This window comes from Bacillus sp. D48C (assembly GCF_053345735.1).
In genome coordinates this window covers 57,084-81,087 of the sequence record NZ_JBKFAQ010000002.1, presented here as the reverse complement: position 1 = coordinate 81,087, position 24,004 = coordinate 57,084, and the positions used below count along the sequence as shown (strand labels likewise).

25 protein-coding genes are annotated in these 24,004 nt (G+C 31.8%); 4 read left to right on the top strand and 21 right to left on the bottom strand.

What is annotated here, in order from left to right; genetic code table 11:
- Positions 1 to 652 precede the first annotated feature (652 nt).
- Together ACLBXA_RS05465 and ACLBXA_RS05460 are read right to left on the bottom strand one after the other, a co-directional pair.
- Positions 653 to 1,048, bottom strand: a complete 396-nt coding sequence (locus ACLBXA_RS05465) for a RidA family protein (RefSeq protein ID WP_001169706.1) — start codon at positions 1,046 to 1,048, stop codon at positions 653 to 655.
- 152 nt (positions 1,049 to 1,200) lie between these two features.
- The gene (locus ACLBXA_RS05460) at positions 1,201 to 2,196 is read right to left on the bottom strand and encodes an LAGLIDADG family homing endonuclease (RefSeq protein WP_086398310.1); all 996 of its coding nucleotides are present in this window, start codon (positions 2,194 to 2,196) and stop codon (positions 1,201 to 1,203) included.
- A 296-nt stretch (positions 2,197 to 2,492) separates the two neighbouring features.
- Here ACLBXA_RS05460 and ACLBXA_RS05455 point away from each other — a divergent pair, with 296 nt between their 5' ends.
- The gene (locus ACLBXA_RS05455; RefSeq protein ID WP_001037075.1) at positions 2,493 to 3,455 is read left to right on the top strand and encodes an MBL fold metallo-hydrolase; all 963 of its coding nucleotides are present in this window, start codon (positions 2,493 to 2,495) and stop codon (positions 3,453 to 3,455) included.
- A gap of 61 nt (positions 3,456 to 3,516) precedes the next feature.
- On the opposite strand, the gene ACLBXA_RS05450 is transcribed toward ACLBXA_RS05455, so the two are convergent.
- The 14 genes from ACLBXA_RS05450 to ACLBXA_RS05385 form a co-directional block, all read right to left on the bottom strand.
- Positions 3,517 to 4,455, bottom strand: coding sequence for a hypothetical protein (locus ACLBXA_RS05450; RefSeq protein ID WP_001242971.1), 939 nt, complete (start codon positions 4,453 to 4,455; stop codon positions 3,517 to 3,519).
- 97 nt (positions 4,456 to 4,552) lie between these two features.
- Positions 4,553 to 5,065, bottom strand: coding sequence for an NUDIX hydrolase (locus tag ACLBXA_RS05445; protein WP_014895268.1), 513 nt, complete (start codon positions 5,063 to 5,065; stop codon positions 4,553 to 4,555).
- Positions 5,066 to 5,087: 22 nt separating this feature from the next.
- Positions 5,088 to 6,218: a DNA polymerase III subunit beta gene (gene dnaN / locus ACLBXA_RS05440; protein WP_000394477.1), complete on the bottom strand. Its 1,131-nt coding sequence runs from the start codon at positions 6,216 to 6,218 to the stop codon at positions 5,088 to 5,090.
- Between the two features lie 30 nt (positions 6,219 to 6,248).
- A complete protein-coding gene (locus ACLBXA_RS05435; RefSeq protein ID WP_000757612.1) occupies positions 6,249 to 6,692 on the bottom strand; it encodes an NUDIX hydrolase in 444 nt (147 codons plus the stop codon).
- A 281-nt stretch (positions 6,693 to 6,973) separates the two neighbouring features.
- On the bottom strand, positions 6,974 to 7,399 hold the full coding sequence (locus ACLBXA_RS05430) for a GNAT family N-acetyltransferase (protein ID WP_000706901.1): 426 nt from the start codon (positions 7,397 to 7,399) through the stop codon (positions 6,974 to 6,976).
- A 130-nt stretch (positions 7,400 to 7,529) separates the two neighbouring features.
- Positions 7,530 to 8,738, bottom strand: a complete 1,209-nt coding sequence (locus ACLBXA_RS05425; RefSeq protein WP_000814379.1) for an L-lactate MFS transporter — start codon at positions 8,736 to 8,738, stop codon at positions 7,530 to 7,532.
- Between the two features lie 401 nt (positions 8,739 to 9,139).
- Positions 9,140 to 10,156 carry a serine hydrolase domain-containing protein gene (locus ACLBXA_RS05420; RefSeq protein ID WP_000288927.1) on the bottom strand — a complete coding sequence of 339 codons (1,017 nt, stop codon included), beginning with the start codon at positions 10,154 to 10,156 and terminating at the stop codon, positions 9,140 to 9,142.
- 101 nt (positions 10,157 to 10,257) lie between these two features.
- Positions 10,258 to 10,518: a heterocycloanthracin/sonorensin family bacteriocin gene (locus ACLBXA_RS05415; protein WP_001071343.1), complete on the bottom strand. Its 261-nt coding sequence runs from the start codon at positions 10,516 to 10,518 to the stop codon at positions 10,258 to 10,260.
- Between the two features lie 199 nt (positions 10,519 to 10,717).
- Positions 10,718 to 11,164 carry an NUDIX domain-containing protein gene (locus ACLBXA_RS05410; RefSeq protein WP_000836826.1) on the bottom strand — a complete coding sequence of 149 codons (447 nt, stop codon included), beginning with the start codon at positions 11,162 to 11,164 and terminating at the stop codon, positions 10,718 to 10,720.
- 16 nt (positions 11,165 to 11,180) lie between these two features.
- Complete coding sequence (gene cutA / locus ACLBXA_RS05405) at positions 11,181 to 11,528, bottom strand: divalent cation tolerance protein CutA (RefSeq protein WP_001160789.1); 348 nt, start codon at positions 11,526 to 11,528, stop codon at positions 11,181 to 11,183.
- 30 nt (positions 11,529 to 11,558) lie between these two features.
- On the bottom strand, positions 11,559 to 12,017 hold the full coding sequence (locus ACLBXA_RS05400) for a GNAT family N-acetyltransferase (RefSeq protein ID WP_001102680.1): 459 nt from the start codon (positions 12,015 to 12,017) through the stop codon (positions 11,559 to 11,561).
- Between the two features lie 77 nt (positions 12,018 to 12,094).
- Positions 12,095 to 13,018 carry a nucleoside hydrolase gene (locus ACLBXA_RS05395; RefSeq protein ID WP_000416781.1) on the bottom strand — a complete coding sequence of 308 codons (924 nt, stop codon included), beginning with the start codon at positions 13,016 to 13,018 and terminating at the stop codon, positions 12,095 to 12,097.
- Positions 13,019 to 13,180: 162 nt separating this feature from the next.
- Positions 13,181 to 14,542 carry a glycosyl hydrolase family 8 gene (locus tag ACLBXA_RS05390; protein WP_001013608.1) on the bottom strand — a complete coding sequence of 454 codons (1,362 nt, stop codon included), beginning with the start codon at positions 14,540 to 14,542 and terminating at the stop codon, positions 13,181 to 13,183.
- Between the two features lie 138 nt (positions 14,543 to 14,680).
- Complete coding sequence (locus ACLBXA_RS05385; RefSeq protein ID WP_447617130.1) at positions 14,681 to 15,595, bottom strand: DMT family transporter; 915 nt, start codon at positions 15,593 to 15,595, stop codon at positions 14,681 to 14,683.
- A gap of 151 nt (positions 15,596 to 15,746) precedes the next feature.
- On the opposite strand from ACLBXA_RS05385, the gene norG reads away from it, so the two are divergent.
- On the top strand, positions 15,747 to 17,180 hold the full coding sequence (gene norG, locus ACLBXA_RS05380; protein ID WP_000210495.1) for an efflux pump transcription regulator NorG: 1,434 nt from the start codon (positions 15,747 to 15,749) through the stop codon (positions 17,178 to 17,180).
- A 44-nt stretch (positions 17,181 to 17,224) separates the two neighbouring features.
- Here norG and ACLBXA_RS05375 read toward each other — a convergent pair whose 3' ends face one another.
- Positions 17,225 to 17,755 (bottom strand): DUF4269 domain-containing protein, encoded by a 531-nt coding sequence (locus tag ACLBXA_RS05375; RefSeq protein ID WP_000495184.1) that lies wholly within the window; start codon positions 17,753 to 17,755, stop codon positions 17,225 to 17,227.
- Positions 17,756 to 17,929: 174 nt separating this feature from the next.
- Here ACLBXA_RS05375 and ACLBXA_RS05370 point away from each other — a divergent pair, with 174 nt between their 5' ends.
- A complete protein-coding gene (locus ACLBXA_RS05370) occupies positions 17,930 to 18,391 on the top strand; it encodes a DUF2306 domain-containing protein (protein ID WP_000021744.1) in 462 nt (153 codons plus the stop codon).
- 133 nt (positions 18,392 to 18,524) lie between these two features.
- On the opposite strand, the gene ACLBXA_RS05365 is transcribed toward ACLBXA_RS05370, so the two are convergent.
- The 3 genes from ACLBXA_RS05365 to ACLBXA_RS05355 all read right to left on the bottom strand — a co-directional run bounded on the left by ACLBXA_RS05365 (position 18,525) and on the right by ACLBXA_RS05355 (position 21,376).
- Positions 18,525 to 19,370, bottom strand: coding sequence for a M15 family metallopeptidase (locus ACLBXA_RS05365; protein ID WP_000873744.1), 846 nt, complete (start codon positions 19,368 to 19,370; stop codon positions 18,525 to 18,527).
- Between the two features lie 284 nt (positions 19,371 to 19,654).
- Positions 19,655 to 20,530, bottom strand: coding sequence for a glycerophosphodiester phosphodiesterase (locus ACLBXA_RS05360; RefSeq protein WP_000725654.1), 876 nt, complete (start codon positions 20,528 to 20,530; stop codon positions 19,655 to 19,657).
- Between the two features lie 45 nt (positions 20,531 to 20,575).
- Positions 20,576 to 21,376, bottom strand: a complete 801-nt coding sequence (locus tag ACLBXA_RS05355) for a GNAT family N-acetyltransferase (protein ID WP_001107084.1) — start codon at positions 21,374 to 21,376, stop codon at positions 20,576 to 20,578.
- 510 nt (positions 21,377 to 21,886) lie between these two features.
- Here ACLBXA_RS05355 and ACLBXA_RS05350 point away from each other — a divergent pair.
- Entirely contained in the window at positions 21,887 to 22,591 is a 705-nt protein-coding gene (locus ACLBXA_RS05350) for a hypothetical protein (protein ID WP_000035353.1), read from the top strand.
- 39 nt (positions 22,592 to 22,630) lie between these two features.
- On the opposite strand, the gene ACLBXA_RS05345 is transcribed toward ACLBXA_RS05350, so the two are convergent.
- On the bottom strand, positions 22,631 to 23,926 hold the full coding sequence (locus ACLBXA_RS05345; RefSeq protein ID WP_000535181.1) for an MFS transporter: 1,296 nt from the start codon (positions 23,924 to 23,926) through the stop codon (positions 22,631 to 22,633).
- Positions 23,927 to 24,004: the final 78 nt, after the last annotated feature.

The following is a 24,004-nucleotide window of genomic DNA, read 5'->3' as shown; positions in this document are numbered from 1 at the left end:
AAGCGTTATGTTAACTAGAATAAAAAACAATGAGTGTAATGAAAGGCAAGCCTAAATAACAGAAATAACAACAAATAATGTAAAGTTGTAAAACGTGTGCAAATAGCAATAAGTTCATTAAGTAAAACATAAAATAAAATTACTAATTTATATTTTGTATAGAAATAATTTTTCTGTATAAAAATTTCTTGCCGATCAAAAATGATTTGGATTCGTTAAATCTTAAGCGATTATTGAGTAAGATTTGCTGTGATGAATTTATAACAAATAAAAACGATAAAAACCGAAGAAATTTGTTTAGATAAGATTTCATATGAATCTCACTAAAAATCTCCGTTCCGTCTCATTAAGTATAGTTTACTTGGTTTTTGATACCTGTAATCGCTTTGTCTCTATAACTACCTATAATATATATTATGTTAACTAACTTCAAATTATAAACTTATTATAAATAAGTCAGCTTTTGTGATTAGCCTCCCCTCGTTCTTTTTAATCATTCTGTGTGATGGATTGTGTAGTTGTTTGTTTTATAAGTTGTTGATGAAAATGTCTCCAGATATAAATTATATTTAAGACAATAAAAAATGCAATTCGTTTTAACTGAACGCATTAAACGAATTGCATTGATATGATTACAGATAAGTTCTTAAAATTAGTTTGCTATAGCAATTGCTTCAATTTCAATTAATAAGTTATCGTTAATTAACTTTCTAACTTCGACAGCTGAACTTGCTGGTGGATTCTTAGTATCAACGTATTGATCTCGTATATCTCTAACCATGGCCATTTGAGAAATATCTGTTAGGAAAAATGTTAATTTTACTACATCATTAAATCTTAATTCCGAAGTTTCTAATGCACTTTTAATATTTTCGAAAACTTGTCGCGTTTGTGTAGCTAAATCACCAATGCCAACTATTTGACCATCAGTGTTAATCGCTACTTGTCCAGATATGTAAATTGTTCGTTTAGCGTTACTAACTTCCACTACATGTGAATATCCAAAAGTTGGTGGCATCGTTTCTGGATTGATAAATTTCTTTTGCAAGGTGTCTCTCTCCTTTTTTATCAAGAAAATTGTAAAATCTATGTATTTACTATATTCAATCAATAAAATTAAGAATCCTTTATGATTTAAAAATAAAAAACCTTAGAATAGCTATCTTCATACCTATTCTAAGGTTTTTTAGGATTTTATATTTAGTTATCGCTAGTGGACATTGTTAAATTAATCTTTTCATAATCTCTTTTAAATTGATTATCATTTTTTAGCCAACGTTTGAAAGCCGATTCGCTTATTTCTAAATTTGAACAAGTTGTAGCATTACATTTATTTTTCATATATTCTTCAAGGAAATTTTGTTTTCTTTGTTTAACGGCAGTTTGAGTTTGTTTTAATTTTCGATCTTGTAATTGATCTAAACTCAGACTTTCTCTCTGAAACACTTCATATTTTCTATGCAAATAAATATCTTTGTCTTTATAAATCCAATTTGAAAATAGTTGTATTGATTTTCTTCCAGATAAAATAACGCGATAATGTTTGTTTTGATTTAGTAAATCGGCTCGTAAATTGCGATTTTGAAGAATTTGATGTAAAGAATTCATAAAGTTATATGATCCACCTACGAAATTAACTGTATAAGTTTCATACTTGACGTAACCATCCCCATCAAAATACCCACGAACAAAATGATGCAAATATTCTTCTGGTACAAAAGGAAATTCGATGTTAAATGATTTACATGGCATAATTCCGTGTATGTTCATAAGGTCGTCTTTTATTGTTTTGCTATTAATATTTAGCATGTATACGCTTGTTTTTTTGTTTTGATAAAGTGGCTGGTTTGTTTTTAGTTCTTTTTTTATATTTTCTAAAATATAACTTTCTTTTTGAGATATACTGACACATTGATTTTCTTTCTGTATAACACCATCTGCTGCTATAAACCCTAAAATATAAGCCATATTGTTTGACCACGTTTTAAAGTAATCTTCTGTTATGTCATACTTTCTCTTCCAACTCCCTATAGCGCGCCTTGGTACGTTATTGTCTGATAAAACCATACGAATATACCTTGCAGACACATTAGCAAGCACAGCGATTTCTGAGGTGCTCTTCCCTTCAGTATACAAATGCATGATTTCAGATTTTGATAGTTTACATTTTGATTTCTTTTTTCGCTCTATGTGCACTTATATCCTCTCCTTCCTTTCTTTTATTAGAGACATATTTTCTTCTATAACATACAAAGAAACATATGTTCTTTGTTGCGTATAAGAAGGAATTTACTAAATAAAAACAATTTACATGTACTTAATATTTGTCTTAGCTGCTGCTGTGCGATTTGTACTTTATAGATACAAATAATGAATTTGACGGATTTATGAAATACAAGGCATTTTAGATGAAAGGTAAAATAATATAGTTTAAACTACAAATAGCTACAATAACAACATACGTAAATTGTTAATCGTAAAAAGGAGAACGAATGAATAAGAAATATACAAATCAAATTCATACTGATATGAGTTTTAAACCGAAAGATATTATAAGTTTAATGACGGATTACTTTAAAATAAAATCAAAGCTGCGTCCTATAAAAGGTTTGCCTATCGTTTTATCAAATAAAGATAATGAACCGTTAGAGAGTGTTACATGGTTTGGCCATTCTGCTTCTCTTTTGAAAATAGAAGGTAAAAAACTGTTATTAGACCCTATGTTTGGAGATGCCTCTTCCCCATTTCCTTTGTTTAATAGTAAACGCTATAGTGGTGTTTTTTCTTTAGAACGTGATGACCTTCAAGAAATTGATGCGATTATCATTTCTCATAATCACTATGATCATTTGAATTACAAAAGTATTATGCAGTTAAAAGATCGCGCAAAGCACTTTTATGTTCCAACTGGAGTTGCACAATATCTTATTAAATGGGGTGTTTCGCCTAGTAAAATTAGTGAGCATAATTGGTGGGACGAAATTACGTTTGATAATATTAAGTTAGTATGTGCGCCTGCAAGGCATTTCTCTGGACGAAGTATGACAGATAGAGATTGTTCATTATGGTGTTCATGGCTTATCCTTGGTCAAGAGACTAAAATTTTCTTTAGTGGCGATAGCGGTTATGCCCCTCACTTTAAGGAAATTGGTGATAAATATGGTCCATTCGATCTTACATTGATGGAATGCGGACAATATGATCCGAGGTGGTCTGCAATTCATATGTTGCCTGAAGAAACTGTACAAGCTCATATTGATGTACAAGGAGAATTACTTCTTCCGATTCATTGGGGTGCTTTTACATTAGCATTACACGAATGGAGTGATCCGATAGAGCGTGTTACGAAAGAAGCTAACCGTTTAGAAGTTAAAATTACAACGCCCCAAATTGGCGAATCTATTACGTTAAAATCTACAAACTATCCTTCAACAGCTTGGTGGAGAGAAATTTAATTATAAATAGAAAAAGAGCGAACTCTCTTATAAGGAATTCGCTCTTTTTCTGTATTTAAACTTATTTCACTATATTTGATTTCCCGCTATCTAAAATTCTATTTGCTGGTACACTGGACATTTCAATCACTGTATTCATACTTTTATCAGTTAGTTCAATGAGTTCGTTTTCGTGATTGATTTTCTGTAAATCCCACACCATTCCATGGAACTCGTTATGCTGTCCACTTACCTTTACAATACTTTTCGTTTTATTTGTAGGTTGTATTTGAAGGTTTGTAAATAGGTTACCACTAATTTCATTTGGCGTTGTTACATTACTATCCATAAAAATCATATTTACACAATCTTCGAGAGAGAAGTTCATAAAACGGTTGGCATTTATCCATGCATGTCCAGATTGTGGTTTCTTTGCTACTAATTTCACCCCAGTTTCCATGCCTACAACTTTTATATTTTCAAAATTAATAAATGAAATTTCATTTTCCTTCCCACCAGAATACAAAGAAATGCCGGTACCTTTATTCGTTTCTGTCCAATTGATAATATTTATATCTTTTATTTGTGTTTTGTGCCAAGTGTTATAATACTTATTTTTTCCGTCTAAATATATAACTTCAGAATTAAATTTAGGATCATCTATAGCTATATAAGCTCCTTCAATAGAAGCGTTTTTTTCTAATTCTAGAACTCTAAAATTACCTTCAACAACAAATTGTGTTCCATAACCAAATAATAACTTTACACCCTGTTTCACTACGATTGGTGACGTAATTTTATACTTCTTATCATCAAGCAATACTGTTTTAATTTTACTAGATTCTGCTTTATTAATAGCAGATTGTATTTTGTTTGAATCATTTTTACCTTTAAAGTCTTCTACATACACCTTATCATTTTTAGCTAAACCTTCTTTTTTGTTGTATTGATAAAAAGCAATAGTAATTAAAACGATACCTATGAGTAAAATAATTATTTTCTTCATCACACTCATCCTCATATAAATTTTCTCCTTAGCTACTCTTCGAATAATCTATGGCTTTTATATTTAGGTGATAATTATTTTGCTGTGTATGATAGATTACGATTCTTACTTTTTATAATGGAATTATATTATCTATAGAGTTGTCCTGCTTAGCTAATTCTTTATTCCTATAATCTATTAATTTATGATTAGATAAAATAAAATTATGCTCTAATATTAATTCATTGTGGAGCACTTCAACTAAAAATTTAGGTATCATCTCTCCTACACCGTAATTATAGTCACTAAGAATCCAAGAAACCTCTTTCCAATCTAAAATTCCTTCTGCGACTTTTTTTGGAGTGTGATATGTAAATTCATGAAGTAACTCTACTAGATAAACATAAATACCGCCAGAATATGAAGAATCCTCCCATTTAATAATGCCTTTAAATTGAATTTGGTCATACGTAACTTTTATATTAGTCTCTTCCTTTATTTCACGAATCGCATTTTCTAAAGGTGTTTCTCCCTTTTCTATCTTTCCTCCTACCCCATTCCATAATCCTTTTACCGGATCATATTCTCTATTTAACATAAGTATCTCTTCATTTCTTTTTATAAAACATAAAGTGTGCTTGTACATAATGTGATTCCTTCCTCCGTTTTTAATAAGCTCTTACTGGAGATATAAGATGGATTGCTGCAGATTGCTCTCCTGCTTCAATCAATATCGGTCTCATAGAACCGCCAAAGCTTAAAGTAATCGTTTCTTCTTTTATTGCTCTTAAAGCATCAACCATAAAACGCCCATCGAAAGATATATTTAATTGTTTTTCACCTTGAATCGCATCTATTTGTTGCGTTTCGGATATTTGCCCAATTTGAGAAGCGTTTGAAGAAATTTTAATTGTAGATTCGTTTATGATTTCTAAGTTAACATTGTTATTGGCCCATTCACTTGCTAATAAACTTGATCGGTCTACACCTTGTAATATCTTTTTTCTATCTATGTTAATAATCGTTTTAAAGTCATTTGGAATAAGGTTAGAAATATTAGGATATTTCCCTTCAATTAGTCTTGAATATAATGTAGTTGTTCCAAGCGTAAATATAATATGACTCTCTGAAAGGTAAATATATACGAATTCCGAATTGCTGTTCATTAATTTTAGAAGTTCACTAATGGTTGCGCTTGGTACAATACAATTTGCTTTTACATCTGAGGAAAGTCGCGTTTCACGTATCGCTAGTCTATGTGAGTCAGTTGCAGCACAAATAAACTTATTATTAGATAACTCTATATGCACCCCAGTAAGAACAGGTCTAGATTCATTTTTTGCTACCGCAAAGACTGTTTGTTTAAATACTTCAATCAATTGCTCTGTCTCTACCTTGATTTCTGCATGATTGTCTATAAGCGGTACATTCGGAAACTCATCTGCAGGAAATCCATTTAAACTTAATGTGATTTCTTCTGATTGTATCTTAATAATTTGCTCATTCTTACTTTTTATTGCTATATCACTTGGCATTTTCTTTATTATTTCAATGAAATACTTTGCAGGTACAACAATAGTTCCTGCCTTTAAAATAGTTGCAATTTTTTCGTCTTCAATTGAAACAGGAATGAATTTTTCAATAAAAATATTCGAGTTACTTGCAATTAAAGTAATTCCAGATTGATCTGCAGTTATTTTTATACCAGATAATATAGGAATTAAAGATTTTGTTGATATCGCTTTGTTAACTTCTGAAAGTGCTTGAGTAAATTGTTTGTGATTAACGATGAACTCCATGTTTTCCCCGCCTTACATGAGATAATATTTTTATGAAGATTGATGAACGATTGTTCCGTTAAAAAAATAAGGTACTGTTTCTTTCTTTTGTAATAAATCTAGTAAATGTTCTGGTATGCGTAAATACGGTGCTGCTATATGTAATTCCATCCAAGTAATCTCTTCGATTTCTTTTGGTCTTGATATATATGTCTCCCCGCCGATTATTTCGCCTAGAAAATTAAAGAAAATTGCATGATGATCTCTTTCCTCGAAAAAGGCTTCGCTGATAGAACAAATCCCTTTTACGTTTATATGTAACCCTGTTTCTTCTTTTACTTCCCGAATTACTCCTTCTTCTAAGGTTTCTCCTAATTTAACTGCGCCACCCGGTAATGTATAATAAGAACCATTTTCCCCTTTGTTTTTTACCATTAAGATCTTTTCATTAGTTTTATCGTACAAAATCGCGTATGTAACATTAACTTTTTTCATATGTACCTCCTCTATTTTTAATAAAAGGAATTTTCTGTCTTCTATCCATTCTACCATTAACTCCTTTTAATATATATAAGTTAGTTAAGTCTTGCCTTTACCGCTATTGGTGGAGTTAATAAGAATGGGCCACTGATATATAAAGAAAGAACGTATCTTAGGAAGATTATCCAAAGAACGTTCTTGAAGTTTCAGCATGAAAATTGATTAAATTAAAACTAAAATTAATAATAACCTCGCCTTGATTACATTTGTATTCCAAATACTAATGTTAACAAATTCTATATACTTTTTAGCCGTTTTTCTAAATAATAATGATTATGTCCTTTCGGATGATCTTCACTTACTCCAATTACTTTATATCCATGTTTTTTATAAAAAGCAGGTGCTTGAAAGCTAAAAGTATCTAAATTGATTAACCTACACTCTTTTTCAATTGCAAATTCTTCAATAAGTTTTATTAACTTGGTTCCATAACCTTCGTGTCTATATTCTTCAGAAACCCATAGAAAGTCAACGTGTACATGGTGCCAAAAAATTATTGCTGTTACCCCACCTACGATTTCTTCTTTTTCATTTCTTACTATGAAACTAACCTTTTCTGAAGGTGTTTTTTCTTCATCTGCGAGATATTTTTGATTATATTCAATTACTTTCTCTCTTATGTAATCACTATCTTCTTGTACCCACTGCTGTACTATTTTCATTTTAAGTGTCACGCTCCTTTTTACTTATCTATTCAATTTTATAATGATATTGTCCTGTCTTTAATGAGTTAGTAAAGAAGCAAAGTTAATGGAATAAAAAAGAGCCCTAACATGAGGACTCTTTTTAAAATTAAGCAACTTTCCGATGTAGATGTTTTAGTTCCTTTGTCTTCTCTGCAGTTGGTGGACGGATTAATATTGAAATAATGAAGGAAATAACACTTAAAACACCGATTATAATGAAAGTTGGTTGAAATCCCCCGAGTATCGCTCCAATAAATGATCCTGCAAGCGCACCAAATCCGAAACCTTGGTAGACAATGCCGTAATTTGTACTATGGTTTTTTAATCCAAAGAAATCTCCGACAATAGCTGGGAATATAGTTATATTACCACCGAAGCAAAAGGCGACACTTGCTACACAAGCAAAATAGATTCCGTAATTTAGCGGGATAAAACTTAAAGTAAAGACTGACAATCCTATAATAATAAACGTAGCAGAGACAATTTTCATTCGGCCGATTTTATCTGATAACGTCCCAAGAATGATTCTACCTACTGTATTAAAGATTGCAATCATAGCAACGGCGTTTGCAGCAGTTGCTGCGCTAAGTCCAACGAGTTGTACGCCGATATCTTTTACCATACTGATTAAATACAAACCACCCATACACGAGGTGAATAACATAAAAAATAGCAGATATACTTGTTTCGTTCGCATCATTTCACGCGGAGTATAGTCATTGTGTAATGTTTCAGTTACAGCATTACTTACAATTGCCTCACGTAAGAAGAACGATCCGATTAACACTAAAAGTAACACGATAATACCCCAATATAAGAATGCTTGTGATACACCAAGGTTATCGATAAGATTTCCGTTTATATATCTAAAGATTAAGCTGCCCATTCCATACGCTGATACAGATATACCTGAAATAAGCCCTTTCCGATTTGGAAACCATTTAATTAAATTAGATAGTGATGTAATATAAGCTGTTCCATCCGCATAACCAACAACGACACCAGCTAATAAATATAATAGTGGTAAAGAAGAAACTTGTGAACTAAGTATTAAGCCGAGTCCTAAAACAATTCCTGCAGTAGCAATAAGTTTTCGAAGTCCTAATTTTTTCTGCAACTTTGCTGCAAATAAAGTTGAGAATGATAAAGAAAAACTTGTTATGGAGAAAGTTATCGCTACTGAATTAAGATTCCATCCAAACTTACTTACAAGGGGTTGATTAAATAAACTCCATGTATAAATTGTTCCAAGGCCAATTTGAACAATGATTGTACCTAGAACAATTAGTAACGGATTTATAGAACTTTGTTTCATACTAACTTGTCCCCTTCTTTTATCTTGACATGAATTTTCACAGTTAGTATATCCATCATAAATTACAAGATACTGTACGGAAAATGGTAATTAAGTTCATATACACAAAAAGACACTTCATAAAGAAGTGCCTTTTGCAGGTTATATCAGATATTTCTAAAGAAAGCTTTGTTAAGATAAGACATTTTCAAATGCTTATGTATATATGTTATCAAATAATTTCTTAAATGTTATGAGACTTAAGACGTATTTTTCATTCATCATATAGTCGGATGAAAAATTAATATTCGATTTCATCAAAATCTTTCGGCTGCGGTACATTTACATCTTTTATATTTTGCTTTTTATTTTTGTTCACTTTATCTTTCACTTTCAATCACCCCTTTTTGTTATAGGAGTAATTATGCCCTAATACGGTTACTAAATGTATCAGCGACTAAATTACTAAATTCACGTAAATAATATAAGTAATTATCACCGCCGTAGTTATATCTTTTATTATACATTTTTGCAACAACTACATTATATTCAGGTATTACTAAAATAGTCGGCCCAGTAATCCCTAATATTTGATACGACCCTTTTGGAATACGTTCACCAAGTTCGCTTAATTGTGCAGGCTCATTTTGGATGAACCAAAACACCCCATTTTGTGGTAGCTCTTTGTTTATAAATGTTGGACTCTGCAAACTCGTAGCAATTTTTATAACTTCTTTTGGAACGATTTGTTTATCATGTATCATGCCTTGATTTAGATGAAGATTGCCCCACTGCGCAAATTCTCTAGCTGAGACAAATAGATTTTTTTCAGTACCATCATTTACTGTACCAATTCCACTTATCGGGTCTTCATTTGGATTATTAATAATTTCAACCAAATTTTCATCTTGCTGTATTCTCCATCCTGTTTCTTGAAATTTAGCAGGTTTAAAAACACGCTCTTTTAACAATTCAGGAAAACTTTTGTTATATAGCTGATAAATAAGACGTGTCATCATTCTTACATTAATATCTCTATACGCCCATGATTGTCCCGGTTCAAATTCACGAAAAATTGTCCCGTCATTCGTTTCTTCTAATCCGTGCGAATGTGTTACTAAATGTCTTATCGTCGTTTTACCAAGCAATACAGGATCAAAGTCTTTAAAATATTTTATCGCTTCATCATCAATAGAGTTTATTTTCCCCTCATAAAGCGCATACGCTATTATTAATCCTAAATAACTTTTTCTAGCAGAAGCAACGTTAAATTGTGAAGGTGCTGTTACTTTCTTGCTTGTAGATGTATTTGAGTGATAACCACTATAATGCTCTAGCACGATTTTATTATCTTTTATAATACAAAGTGCTGCAGCAGAACTTTGATTTTTTTCTTTTATATTTTCTACCCAAGAAATCAACTTTTCGTATGTATACAAATAAATCCCCCTTAACACTAATACAAAATTACAGCATGAAAGAAAAGTATAAACAGTATTTACACCTTTCTTTCATATAAAATATTAATGATGTACTATATTTAAATAACCCACCAGTTCCAGCAATTAAAGCAACCAAAACAACCAGCGCAACCTACGCAACGTCCACCACAGCCACCACATCTACCGCCGCCACAACCGCCACAGCGTCCACCACAACCTCCGCATCCTCCGCAACGACGTGCATCGTCTTGAATGTAGTAGTATGGATATTGACTTTGTTGTTGATCCCAATACACAACATTACCAGTTTGATAATCATTAAGATTTAATGTTTGTAGTTCATGTTGAAACTGATTCATTAAGAACCCCTCCATTTATAAATATAAATTCCGCCCAAATATTAAAGTTAATAAATTCTTGTGAACAAAGTAGAAACAAGACTATAGACTAAATGCGTACATCAACAAAATATGAACTTACACTAGGTGATGTACCTTGTTTTTCAGCCTATTTTCTTTATATTCATTCGATGGACGTATTTACTATAAATAAAGTGATTTAAAAATTACTAATCCAACAATTTAGTAGTTCATCACTTAACTTTCTTTCTAGTAATTCCTTCACTAAAGGCATTGGCATGATTTCATAATGATTTAAGGCTTCTTTATTACAATCTATCCATTGAAATGCTAAATGAGACTCGCTAGATTTCGGTGGTAAGTCCGTATGTAAATCTTGTGACTCTACTTCAAAAATGTGGTTAATTTCATGATGAAGCACTTCTTTATCTTGCCATTGATTTTCTATGACTCCTAAAAATTGTTGTATACTACAGTTTACTCCAAGTTCTTCTCTTAACTCTCTTATTAATGCATTCTCTGCTGATTCTCCAATTTCAACATGGCCACCAGGTAAAAAATAATGATGGCCAATATATTCAGCAACTAATAATTTTTCATCTTTTATCATGACTGCTCGTACAATATGATGAAATTTACTTTTCAATTGATATTCCTCCTAGTTATTCAATGTATAGTTGCTCAAAATAGTCATTTAGTATTGGTATAATATAAATCATAGGTGTTTCATACGGATGAATATCATTAATAACTTCAAGAGCATCTTTTACAAGTTCTCGTTTACACTTTATTTCAACTTTACATTCTTGCCCTTCGCATATTCGACCAATTTCTCCATTAAAAGGAGATGCCTCGTCTAACGGTCTCCAATATCCTTTCACTGAACTATAGGAAAGACAATGGTCATATTCGCCCGTTTTACATGCTCCAATTTTATTTAATTCATCCCTTAATGTTTCAATATATTCTTCAGGAATGAACACTTCAATTTTCACTTCAGTAAATTGCATATTTCATTTCACGCCTTTACTTCCTAATAGTTAAACAAATAAACGATATACTTGCTCGCCATCATACTCCTGTTCTAATGATTTGAAACTGTATCGTTCATATAGTTTCTTTGCAGAGATATTATCTTTATGTACGGTTAATCTAATTTCTTTACACGATTTAAAAGTATTTTTTATTATATTAATACTTTCTTGTAATGCTGCTTTTCCATATCCATTACCTTGCTGCTTTTGATCAATAATAAATCCGTTAATCCAATACATATCTGATGTCTTTCTTACAACTGCATGCATTACAAAACCAACCATAAGGTCACCAACGTATATAGCGAATGGTATGTACTCTACATTGTCACCATCTGGTTTTATATATACTTTAGCAAGCGAAACTGCTACGGATGGAACAAATTTCAACTGATTTTCTTTAACTTGTAGCTTTAATGCTTCTTCCCAATTTTCTCTCGTAACAACCTTTAACTGGACATTCAATATTGTAAGCTCCTTTATCTAGAGGGATGTATTTTTATATTCAACGCATTGAAATAATTCCCTTTTTCGACAACAACTTATAACATGATTTTTATAAAATCTTGAATGAATTTTTGTTCATCTATTTCTAATGCTATATGGGCCCCTTCAGGTATAGAGCTAGGGCGGAAATCAGCAAATGTTTGTCCTTTCGTATCTCCGTATGTATCTACATTTACTGTACGATGCACAAATTCAAAAAAACTTGGATTTACTAATCCACTTATTGCAACCACATCATGTAGCAAAGGTCCTTCGATAGATGGATTAAGTTTTTGGTATGCAGATAAATAGTAGTCATACATTGGTTTCATTATCATATGAAATGGATTCTTTGTATTAGCTTGAATATAGCTAAATACATTTGGTGTTAACACAGCTTTGTTTGTTACATTTAAAGGGAATATTAATAAATTCTTTGCTTGATGGAAAACAATTTTACTTGCTATAGGATCTCCATACACATTTGCCTCTGCTAACGGCGTAACGTTTCCTACTTCTAAAAAAACACCACCCATGAAATATATTGCTTTTACATCTAGCATTAAATCATTCCATAAATTAAAAGCAATTGCTAACGAGGTAGATCTTCCTACATCAACAATCGTTAAATCTTTTCCGTACTTTACAAGAATCGCAGCGATACTACCAAAATTGTATATTGGAATAGATAATACGCTTTCTGGAACATGGATGGGCCCTAATCCTTCTGCTCCGTGAATTTCAGGGTAGTACGTAGTAATTTCTTCTGTAAGTGGTTTTGTTGCACCACTAATGACAGGAATGTCTTGTCTATTTGCTAACTGTAAAATATACGCTGCATTATGTGCAGCATGTATATGCTCAACATTTCCGTATCCAGTTACAATACCTACAATTTCAATTTCGGGATGCAGTAAACCATACATAATGGCAAATGAGTCATCAATACCTGGGTCTCCGAAAAATAATACTTTTTCCAAGAAATACTCTCCCCTCATAAAAACATAGAGTCATCAATAACTATGTATATGAAAAAAGCAAGTATATCTATGCGAATTTTAGAATGGATAATGTTTTACAAAATATTAAAAAGGAACTAGCGTATGCTAATTCCTTTCTTAAGTAACCATTCTCAAATTTAATTAATTATCGTATCCTTCATAAATTGCATCATTTATTTGATTTTGTATTTTTTTATCATCAGGTACAGGTTTCCACCAATTTCCTGTAATAAATAACATAGTTAATAAATTATAACTATCACTAAAATAGCTTTCTCTCTTATTCTTCATCCAATCCCAACCGCTATTTACCCACTTTTGATTATTGCTACTCGTTATACTTGCAGCAATAAACGGTGAAACAAATACAGCAGTTGAATAACTACCAATATTAGATCCATTTAATTGATAACCATCCACAATTTTAGAAGGATTTCCATTCGTTTTATTTTGAATCCATGAAGAGACTTTATCAGAAATGACTTTACTTCTTTTCTCGCCGTACATCGCATAGTCCATTACAATTCTCAATGGTACCCGACTAGCATTGTAATAATATGCATTTGTATATTCTGACTCCTCTAAGAAGTCTTTAGGTGCGGGTTGTGGTGGGTTTTTTACAACGAAATCTGAAATAAGTCCTGTATTTGGAGAGTACTTATTACTAAATTGCGTATAAACATCGTACAAATTATTAATAACAGTAAGCCAAGTTTTATCACCTGTAAATTCATAAAATGCTCTAAGGTGTGACATCATCCAATCAGATGGCCTCGTATCAAGTGAATTTTTAGAATCCCAATCTCCTAAATTTAGTCGGCTATTATTTGTAACATTACTAGCTTTAATACCTTTTGTAATCATGTCTTGTGCTTCTTTTAAATAATTAACTGTTCCATTTGATCCCCACTGCTTATGAGCAAGAAGAAGAGAATACGCAATATCTAAATCCCCATCAGTAGCAGAATCAAAATGACCTTGTGCTTTTTTACTATCTGCGACAACCCATCCCATTAAATTAGGATTTTGAGAGCTTTTAAAAGTTCTTGCTGTTTTAAATAAACCATCATAGATTTTTTGGGCATTCGAATCGTAACCAGCCATTAATACTGTAATTATCATCCCATACCCTTGACCTTCTGAAGTTCCAAGTGGCTTAAACCCATCCGCATCACCCGTAATCTCTCCTTTTACGTAATAACCACCAGGTAAAGAAGATAAATCATTTTTCAAATATTTCTTTTTCCAATTATCGTAGTAACTTCTTACAGAAGCATTTAAACTTTCCTGTGTAACATGAGTAGGTTTTATAACACCTGCATAATTAACTTGCTGGGGAAATGGTTTCATTTCCTTTGCAGCAGCTACTTGTTGATTAACTACGGGAATAGAATTTTGTACTGAATTGTCCGTTACATTTGCTGCGAAACTAAAACTAGAAAAACTAGCTAGACCGATTCCTATAATAGAAATACATGTGAAAATATTTCTTTTTCCATTCATTATGTTGTCATCTCCTTTTAAAATGCTTACTACATAAAATGTAACATACAATATTTAACTGAAATACAAAATATTATATTTATCAACATAAGAAAGAAACTATATGAAAAAGTATCATAAAATTATTATTGAATTACGTTATACGGATTGATTATTTGCTAAATTCCTATGTTTTTCTTTTCTTAATACTGGTATATGAGCAATCACGATACCAAGTATAGTAATCCCTCCGCCAATTATCGAAACTAAAGTTGGCACTTCTCCTAACCATAACCAAGCAATAAAACATGCAGTTACTGGGGTTAAATATAGAGAGCTTGTTGCCTCAGCAGCACCAGCATGAGATATGATATAGGCCAATGCGATATATGGGAGTACTGTTGGAAATAAGCCTAAATATAAAACACTCACATTCACTTCAAGAGGAGCTGCTAGTATTTCTTGATACATTCCCGGTAAGAAAATAAGCATACATACAGTACTAGATAAAATTGTATATATGGTAAATGGTAAGAAGCCGTACTTTTTTAAGTAAGAAGTTTGAAAAACAAAATATAGGCTTTCTAAAATCGCTGCTAATAATATAAATAATCCCCCACTATTCAATTGAATAGCATCTCCTTGACTAAATGATATGAGAGCAATTCCTATAAAACTAATTACACCACCGATCCAACCATTTAATTTCATTTTTTCGTTTAAAAATATAGAAGCAAGAATTGCCGTTACTATAGGTGTGACCGAAACAATTAAACTTGCAGAACCAGCATTTACTGTTTTTTCGCCGTAGTTTAATGCAATGTGATAAAAAGTGAATCCTAAAGCACCGAACATAAAAATTGCTGGGATATCCTTTAAATCCGGTAGCCGTAACTTGTAGATAAAAGAAAACAACAGAAGTATAAATGAAGCGATTAATAAGCGTAGTAAAGTAAGATGCTCAGGTGTATAAGATTCAAGCCCCATACGAATTGCCGGAAAAGCAGTTCCCCATATAAGAATCGTAAACGCGTGTGCATATATAATGCGTAAATCCCATTTTTTATTATGCATGTTTTCTCTCCCTTTCTAATAAACCAACCATTTTTAAATTACCAATTATTTCTTTTCATCATATTTAATAGTTGATACAATGTCTTCAACCAGTTATTTATCGTAAAAACCAACCACTTGGCATTTTTAAATTGAACGAGGGAGTTTTTTTATGACAACGAATAAAAAACTGCCTAAATATCGGCAGATAGTAGATTATATGAAAGAAAAAATCGAAAACGGAGAATGGCCGATCGGAAGTAAGATCCCTAGTCAAAGGCAGTTAGCAAAATTATTTCATGTAAATCGAAGTACTGTAATAACTGCGCTCGATGAACTTATGGCAGATGGCTTAATTCAAGGGAAAATCGGAGCAGGAACAGTTGTAACAAATAATACATGGTCATTATTAGCGACGAATCCCCCGCCTGATTGGAGTGAATATGTAAAAGCTGGTATTCATAAACCTAGCAAGTTAATGGTACGAGAAATAAATGAAGCAGAAGCAAATAAAACACTTATCCATCTTAGTAAAGGTGAACTTGCACCTCAAATTTTCCCGCTAAAAACGATGCAGTCCATTATGAAAAACGTAAGTGACGAATTAGATTATTTCGGATACGAAGAACAAAAAGGTTTTTTACCGTTACGTGAGGCAATAAGTAACTACGTAAAATCATTCGGAATACATGTATCACCGGGTTCTATATTAATCGTCTCTGGTGCATTACAAGCATTGCAATTAATATCAATTGGTCTTTTGCATAGAGAATCAACTGTTTTACTTGAACAACCTTCTTACTTATATTCACTTCATGTATTTCAATCAGCAAATATAAATTTATCTGGTATAGCTATGGATCATCACGGTATTTTACCTAACGAATTATTAAAACGCATTAAATACAGTCAAAAGAAAAACATTTTATATTCTATTCCTAGTTTTCAAAACCCAACTGGGATATTAATGTCTCAAGAACGAAGAAAAGAAATAATAAAGATATGTGAAAAGGAACAGTTACCTATTATTGAAGATGATATTTATCGTGAGTTATGGATTGATGAACCCCCTCCAGCTCCTTTAAAATCAATAGATAAACATGGACATGTATTATATGTTGGTAGTCTATCTAAAACACTTAGCCCAGGACTTAGAATTGGATGGATTATTGGACCTGAACCAGTTATTGAAAGATTGTCAGATATAAAAATGCAAACAGACTATGGATCGAGTTCGTTATCCCAAAGAGTTGCTGCTGAATGGATAAAAAAAGGTTTTTATGAAGAACATGTTGCAAACGTAAGAATTCAACTAAAAGAACGAAGACAAATCATGATACGGGCTTTAAATAAGTATTGTGCAGATATTGCCACTTGGGATATTCCTAACGGCGGATTCTTTATATGGCTTAAGGTTGTACCTAGCATTCCGATGAAGAAATTATTTTCAGAGGCACTATCAAAGGGAATTCTTTTAAATCCAGGACGTATTTATGAAGAAGAATCAGAACCGTACATTCGTTTATCATATGGATATGCTTCTCCAGAACAAATGACTCACGGGGTTAAATTGCTGAGTGAATTAATCCGTAAGCTAATGGCATAATAAAAACTCCTCTTTTTCTATAGAGGAGTTTTTATGTATCTTATTTACCACAACCGCATTTCCTGCCCCAACACAATAAGTCCTTCATAAGGATCTCCTTCAATGTTTAATACTTGAGCAAAAGCAGGTTCTGTTTTTATACCGTTCTCTTTCAAGCGAAGAATTTCTTCCCTTATATGTGGATGCTGCATTAATAGCATGTGCTCTACTATCATATGTCTATATGCATTTTGGTTACGCACTGGCTTAGGCTGAGCAAATAATTCAAATTCAAAACCTTCGAATTCAAAATTTACCTTTATCGATTCAGTACCTTTCATTTTTTTCTTTTTTATATTGAACCCTCTATAAGAACCATATAAAGATCTCATTTCCTGCTCAAAAACATCAAAGTTATGTACTTCCATTACTATATCTAAGTCAGATTGGAGAGTATCAATTCTTATAGGGATTGTCCCGCAAAGAACGGGACTATACAAAGCTAAATCCTCCATTATGTTTAGTTTATTTAAAACATCATATACCTTTTGTTGTTTGTCATTCCCTGATTGTAAATATGTAATAGATGTAAACATGGAAGTCTCTCCTTCATTTCACGTAATACGTGGCTCACTAAAATCAAGAAAAATTTGTCCGTTTAAATTTGTTCTAGGATTACCTTTATTTCAATATATTAAGGCCAACAAACAATATGTTTCAACTTTTCTCCTATACTGCAATACTATAAAAATAAAAAAGGAGGAATTATTATGAGCATTTTTAACATTCTTTTAACCATACACATACTATTTGGAACAATATGCTTAATCACTGGTATTGTAGCGATGGTTGCTCAAAAGAAGAAAGGAAAACATACTGAATGGGGCGAGATATATCATGCATCCTATGTTGTCATTACCCTTACGGCAATAATATTATCCATTATCAACTGGGATAAAATCGCATATTTATTTTATGTAGCAATCTTCTCTTATTCATTTGCAATTTATGGATACCTCGCACGAAAAAAACGTTGGAAAAATTGGCTCCATCACCACATTAGAGGTATGTTAGGTTCTTATATAGGTGCAGTCACCGCACTTTTAGTAAATGTCGGCATCCATATTCCCATTATAAATTTACTTCCGCCAATATGGTTTTGGTTTTTACCCACATTAATTGGTATCCCCCTCGTAGCCAGTGTATCAAAAAAATATAAAAAGCGTAGTTAAAATTAATTACATTTTGATTACTTTCTGATTATTAGAATGAAAAATTATACTCTATATATTACGAATGATATTATGAGCACTCGTCCTATGAACATCTATAATAAAATGCCGCCCAACAGGACGGCTCTTATTTTTACTTTACAAATGTAACATATTCACCAGAAACCCATTGATTTCCACCAACATTATACCAACCATCTTTATATCCAAACGATTGATATTTTGCACCTTGGTACACATTTTTCACAATACCGTAATTTGTTCCTGGTCCGGTACGAACACGCAATACATCCGCTATTATAGTAACTACGCCTACACCATCGTTTGATGATTGTGAAGTTGCGGGTACATTTCCTCCCGTATAACGAATATATGATGGATCGTTATAAATCCACTGATCGCCACCTAAATTTAACCAGCCATTTGATTGCCCAAATACTTTGTAGGACTCTCCTTTCCCTAATTGGCGAATAACACCATATCCAGTACCAGGTCCTTTTCGTAAATTTACATTGCTACCGTTAATATAAGCTACCCCTACACCATCATTCGTTGGAGGAGGAGTCGCTACGTTTTGAGAACCTTTTCCAAAAGTATCCGTTCCATACCCTTTGTAGTTATATTGCAAATGCGGACTATCCACAAATCCTTTCCAGTCACCGCCCCATTCAAAGCCAATTTGTTTAGCATAACGAATTGCTGATGCCCACGGTTCTTTATTATAGCTATTCCAATCTTCTGTACCATTCGACTGAATTGGAACAAAATCTAATGCTTGTCCTACTAAGTGATATGAGCGCATCGTTTGCGATGCTCCTTTACGAACATATTCACGTTGTCGCTCGACCGTACGGATTGTTTCGTAAATTAACACTTCAATACCATTGTCAATGCAGTACTGATACCACTTAAAAGCGGCAGCTTTCGTATTATCCGCTAATTTATTCAGATTACTTACATTTCTATTGTGATATTTCAATATGCAACATCTCCTTTTCTATTATCATATGCAAAATTCGTCTCATGGGTTGTACATATACCTAGAACGATATGAAGTACAAATACATAAGAAGCCAATTCATCTAAAAAGGTTTTCACTTCTAGCTTCAAACTTTGTAAACTGAAATCAAAGCAATAAAAAACCACAACCTAGGTCTTCCAGTTGCGGTTTTTGGTATTTTCTTTTGATATGATACATGCCTTCTTGCATTGATAATCCTAGTATACAGGTTGTGTAAATTTTCCCTTTATGAATAACACTACTTATTCATGATTTTTCAAATCCAATATTGAATGTAAATGATCTGGATAATTGGTAAACATCCCGTCGACTCCCCATGCAAGTAACTTTTTCATATCATTTTCATTATCTACTGTAAATGGATGAACTTCTAATCCACTTTTCTTTATTTTCTTTACATAATCTGAATCGATATATTTGTAATTCATACCAAGACCTATGCAGTACATTTTATACTTTTCTATCTCTAATTTTGTTAATTGAACTGCTTTTTTATAAGGTAATAATTGTACTATGGATATATTACTATTTAAGCTATGAATCTTTTGTAGACTTTCTTCACTAAACGATTGAATAATAACTTTATCCTGTATTTCGTAGTAATTAATAATTTCTAATAATTTTTCTTCCATTCCTAAATATTCATCAGGTGATTTTGTTTCGATATAATAGTTCGCGTTATGCCCAAACGTTTCAATAATTTCTTTTAATGTTGGGACTTTAGCATTTTCAAATTCTTTCTTTGCTAAGTTCGGATATTTTTCATTAAAAAAAGAACCTGCATTTAGTTGCTTTATTTCTTCTAATGTATGCTCTTTCACTAGCCCAGTACCATTTGTTGTACGATTTAAGGTTTCGTCATGCATAGCCACTAAATGTCCATCTTTTGTCATTTGGAGGTCAATTTCTATATAATCTCCATTCATTTGTTGTCCTAATTTATATGCTGCTATTGTATGTTCAGGTGCGTACGCAGAAGCACCTCTATGTGCGATATTTTTTATATGATTTGATTGATTAATAGCTTTAGTATACTTATGTTCATTTATTTTCTGAAAAACAAAGATACTTATTACTATAAAGGCACAAATTATTGTAACAAGATATATCTTTTTCATAACGATTTATAAGCTCCTATATAAAGACGATTTAACTAGAATGATTTACTCAATTAAATGTCGATTTTCCAATACAGTCATTTTACCGATAGCTTGAAATCCCGATTTTTTATAAATATTGATTCCATCGTGTGAAGCTTGTAATACACAATAAGTATTTTTAAATTTTTGTGCTTCTTGCAGAAGGAAATTGAACATAGTAGATCCGAATCCTCGTCCTCTCATTTCTTCTTTAGTTGCTATGTCATAAATACCAATACTATCTTTTGAACATATCAATGAACCAACAGTTACGACTTCACCTTCATAAAATCCTAAAAATAGTTTCATATTCTCACTGTTCCATAAATCAAGATTAGAAATTTGATTATAGAATGCTTGTACATGTATACCTTCTTCTGATGTGCCGAATAGATTAGCTAATGTTTCTCCAAATTTTTTTATTTTTCCAGATGAAGATGCTTCTTGAATTGTAAAACTTACTGGCATGTTTATTGGTGGAGAAATTGTTTCTAAGTCTGCTACCATCGCAATATTCTGTTCCGCTTCTTTTAAACCGATTTTAATTAACTCGCTTTTTATATCTCGCTCTTGCTCCTCATCCCATAACCAAATACTCATTGGAAATTTTTTTTGATTATAGTAGAATACCTCCTTATATAATTTCTCAATCCCTTCCGTTAAATTATTATTTAGTAGAGTAATAACATTGAATGTATCGGCAGGTAATCCGCAATCAACAGAAATATAATCTTTCGTTTCTTTTACACTCATTCCGGGCACAAATTGCGCAACATATGAAGTTTTAAACACAAAGTTATCTATTAGTAATTGTTTATAATTCATCAATAGTTCTCCTTTTCATAAAAAGTACTACTCGAATCCTTCTATATTAAATATAACATATTAGAAATTTACCTTTTTCTATAAAAAGTACTTCTTTAAATTGTGCTCTATAGTTTAAAATAATTAAAAATGATATAACGTTGTCGGAATGAAAAAAGTGGTATATAATAAATATTAACATTACTAGTAATTATTTTAGGTATTCCTAGAATAAAGGAGCGATACATATGAAAATTACTATTTATTTCGGAAGTCATGAAGATCAAGATGTTCGTACTATGGACTGTCATTTAGATGTAGAAGATACAGAAGAGATTGTTTCTGTATCATAATATAAATAGTTAGGATAAACCCTATTCCTTACAGCGTTTAAGGCACCTTTTATAAGGTGTCTTTTTTGTTATATTTTCATCAAAAACCCTTTACTTTATAGCGTTTTAATAGTAAAATATAAACATGCGAACAAATGTTCTTTTTATTTTAAACGTACATGAAGGGATGATTTTAACAATGGCTCCATTAAAGCGCAGAGGAAGAAAAAAGCAAGCACCTATTATTTCAAATACAGGCTTTATCGGCTCTGTCTTTATTGATACATTGGAGTTACAAAAGAAATCCTATTATTTCGCTCGTAAAAAACTTCAAATTGTTCATCACGTATTAGATGGTCTCTCTGGAGCAACAAGTGCTTTATTTAAAGAACATAACATTTCAGCATACATGTCATGTGTGTATTTACATAAACAAAAGAAAATTGGTTTTGTTCTTTCAACGAAACCATTTGAACAAAGTGATGGCGTTGCTTATTTTGTAAATTATTTAATCGAAAAGAATTTTTACGGCGACCATGACGAAGATGTAGAATATCAAGAAGTATTTAATACAGGTTTTATCGGTGTAGTATTCGCTGATTTGTCTAGTATAGATCGCTTTAATTTCGAGTTTGAAATGGGTATGCTAACGAAATTAATGAAAGATATGATTATTCCGGTTAAAGAACTCTTTTTACGCCATAATGTACCGGCTTACATCTCCACTTCTCATTTAGAAGAACAAAACAAATTAGGTTTCGTTCTCTCTGTAAAGCCATATGATGAACGCGCTGAAGCTGATTTATATTTTGAAGCGTATTTAAAAGAACGAGGATTATTTATTGGTGATGAAGAAGATGATATTGATAAAATTGTTATTAGAAAAACAGCTGAATTACGATAGAAAAGCGCAGGATGCTGATCCTGCGCTTTTTAAGTTACGTTAAACACTATAATCTTTTGAATGAATTTCTAAATTTAACTTATTTGTTAAAATTTTATTCAAAGTAAAAAATACAATCCCCCCTGCAATGGGAAGCGTGTAGGCTGGAATGAAATTTAATAATAGTCCTGATATTGCAAGTGCTATTGGCTGCATTATTTTACCTAAGCTTAATCCAATACTAAGAACTCTTCCTCTATATTCTTCAGGAATCTCATTTTGCATGAAATACATTAAAGGAATATCAATTTGTGCTATCATAAACCCTAAAAAGAACATAATCATGCAATACGTAGTAACATATACCAAATTATTTACTACAATAGATTTAAATAAAACAGGTATTCCTGAAACTATCATAAAAATTGCCAACATAAAACTTATTTTTTTCAATAGATAAGAATAAGAAAAACAATCAGTTATCTTTTTTACTAATATTGCACCAACTATCATACCTATCGGAAAAGTCCCTTGAATCATACCAAATTGCTTAGAACTAAGATTGAGAACTGTGTTAATAATGTATGGCAACGGAACAGTTACAGCAAAGCCTAAAAAGAAATTAAGTGAAATTAAAATACTAAAAGTATTTTTTAAGCTTTTCCGCTCCAATAAGTAAGAGTATCCCTCCTTTATATCTTCAATAAAATTAATTTCTCTAATTGAACATTCCTCATTTATGTTTTGCTCGCACAATTTAAAGTTTATAAACAATATGGATATAGCCGAAAGGATAAATGAAATACCGTTAATAATTATAAAAGTTTTCATATCAAAGACTGCAAAAACAATGCCCCCTAACATAGGCCCTAAAATTAAAGATATAGAATCGATAATTTTACTTATAGAATTAATACTCATTAACCGTTCTTTAGTAACCATATTCGGTTTTACGGCCTCTAATCCTATTCCAAAAAACGTTGTAAATACTGTCATAAGAAAGGTAGTAGTATAAATGATGAATAAGTTTAATCCATAATAGCTGCTTAATATATAAACAGTTATTAATAATAATCCGCTTAGTAAATCCATACAAATAACCAGTTTCTTTTTATCAACCTTATCAGCAATGACACCGGCAAATGGATTCATAACAATCATTGGAATCGTTCCTAATATGAGCGAAATTGCAAAATTTAACGCAGATCCGGTTATTTGTAAAACATACAATCCTAATGCAAAACTATAAATAGAGCTACCAAATAGTGATACTGTTTTTGCAATTGAATATAAACTAATATTTCTTAATTCTTGATTGCTTTTTTTATTTTCTATATGTAATCGTAAACTTCCCATCACTTTTCCCCCTGCCTAACTTTGTGTTACGTACATTGTAAGTTCTTGGGTCAACCCAATAGCAATATGTACTATTTG

Excerpts from the sequence above, each read along its gene's own strand:
- ACLBXA_RS05350 (WP_000035353.1), top strand. The coding sequence starts at position 21,887 with ATGGCTCCATTAAAGCGCAGAGGAAGAAAAAAGCAAGCACCTATTATT.
- ACLBXA_RS05455 (WP_001037075.1), top strand. The coding sequence starts at position 2,493 with ATGAATAAGAAATATACAAATCAAATTCATACTGATATGAGTTTTAAA.
- ACLBXA_RS05445 (WP_014895268.1), bottom strand. The coding sequence starts at position 5,065 with ATGTACAAGCACACTTTATGTTTTATAAAAAGAAATGAAGAGATACTT.
- ACLBXA_RS05425 (WP_000814379.1), bottom strand. The coding sequence starts at position 8,738 with ATGAAACAAAGTTCTATAAATCCGTTACTAATTGTTCTAGGTACAATC.
- ACLBXA_RS05345 (WP_000535181.1), bottom strand. The coding sequence starts at position 23,926 with ATGGGAAGTTTACGATTACATATAGAAAATAAAAAAAGCAATCAAGAA.
- ACLBXA_RS05390 (WP_001013608.1), bottom strand. The coding sequence starts at position 14,542 with ATGAATGGAAAAAGAAATATTTTCACATGTATTTCTATTATAGGAATC.
- dnaN (WP_000394477.1), bottom strand. The coding sequence starts at position 6,218 with ATGGAGTTCATCGTTAATCACAAACAATTTACTCAAGCACTTTCAGAA.
- ACLBXA_RS05450 (WP_001242971.1), bottom strand. The coding sequence starts at position 4,455 with ATGAGGATGAGTGTGATGAAGAAAATAATTATTTTACTCATAGGTATC.
- cutA (WP_001160789.1), bottom strand. The coding sequence starts at position 11,528 with ATGCAATTTACTGAAGTGAAAATTGAAGTGTTCATTCCTGAAGAATAT.
- ACLBXA_RS05355 (WP_001107084.1), bottom strand. The coding sequence starts at position 21,376 with ATGAATTATAAACAATTACTAATAGATAACTTTGTGTTTAAAACTTCA.
- ACLBXA_RS05385 (WP_447617130.1), bottom strand. The coding sequence starts at position 15,595 with ATGCATAATAAAAAATGGGATTTACGCATTATATATGCACACGCGTTT.
- ACLBXA_RS05360 (WP_000725654.1), bottom strand. The coding sequence starts at position 20,530 with ATGAAAAAGATATATCTTGTTACAATAATTTGTGCCTTTATAGTAATA.
- ACLBXA_RS05370 (WP_000021744.1), top strand. The coding sequence starts at position 17,930 with ATGAGCATTTTTAACATTCTTTTAACCATACACATACTATTTGGAACA.
- ACLBXA_RS05435 (WP_000757612.1), bottom strand. The coding sequence starts at position 6,692 with ATGAAAAAAGTTAATGTTACATACGCGATTTTGTACGATAAAACTAAT.
- ACLBXA_RS05415 (WP_001071343.1), bottom strand. The coding sequence starts at position 10,518 with ATGAATCAGTTTCAACATGAACTACAAACATTAAATCTTAATGATTAT.
- ACLBXA_RS05375 (WP_000495184.1), bottom strand. The coding sequence starts at position 17,755 with ATGTTTACATCTATTACATATTTACAATCAGGGAATGACAAACAACAA.
- norG (WP_000210495.1), top strand. The coding sequence starts at position 15,747 with ATGACAACGAATAAAAAACTGCCTAAATATCGGCAGATAGTAGATTAT.
- ACLBXA_RS05430 (WP_000706901.1), bottom strand. The coding sequence starts at position 7,399 with ATGAAAATAGTACAGCAGTGGGTACAAGAAGATAGTGATTACATAAGA.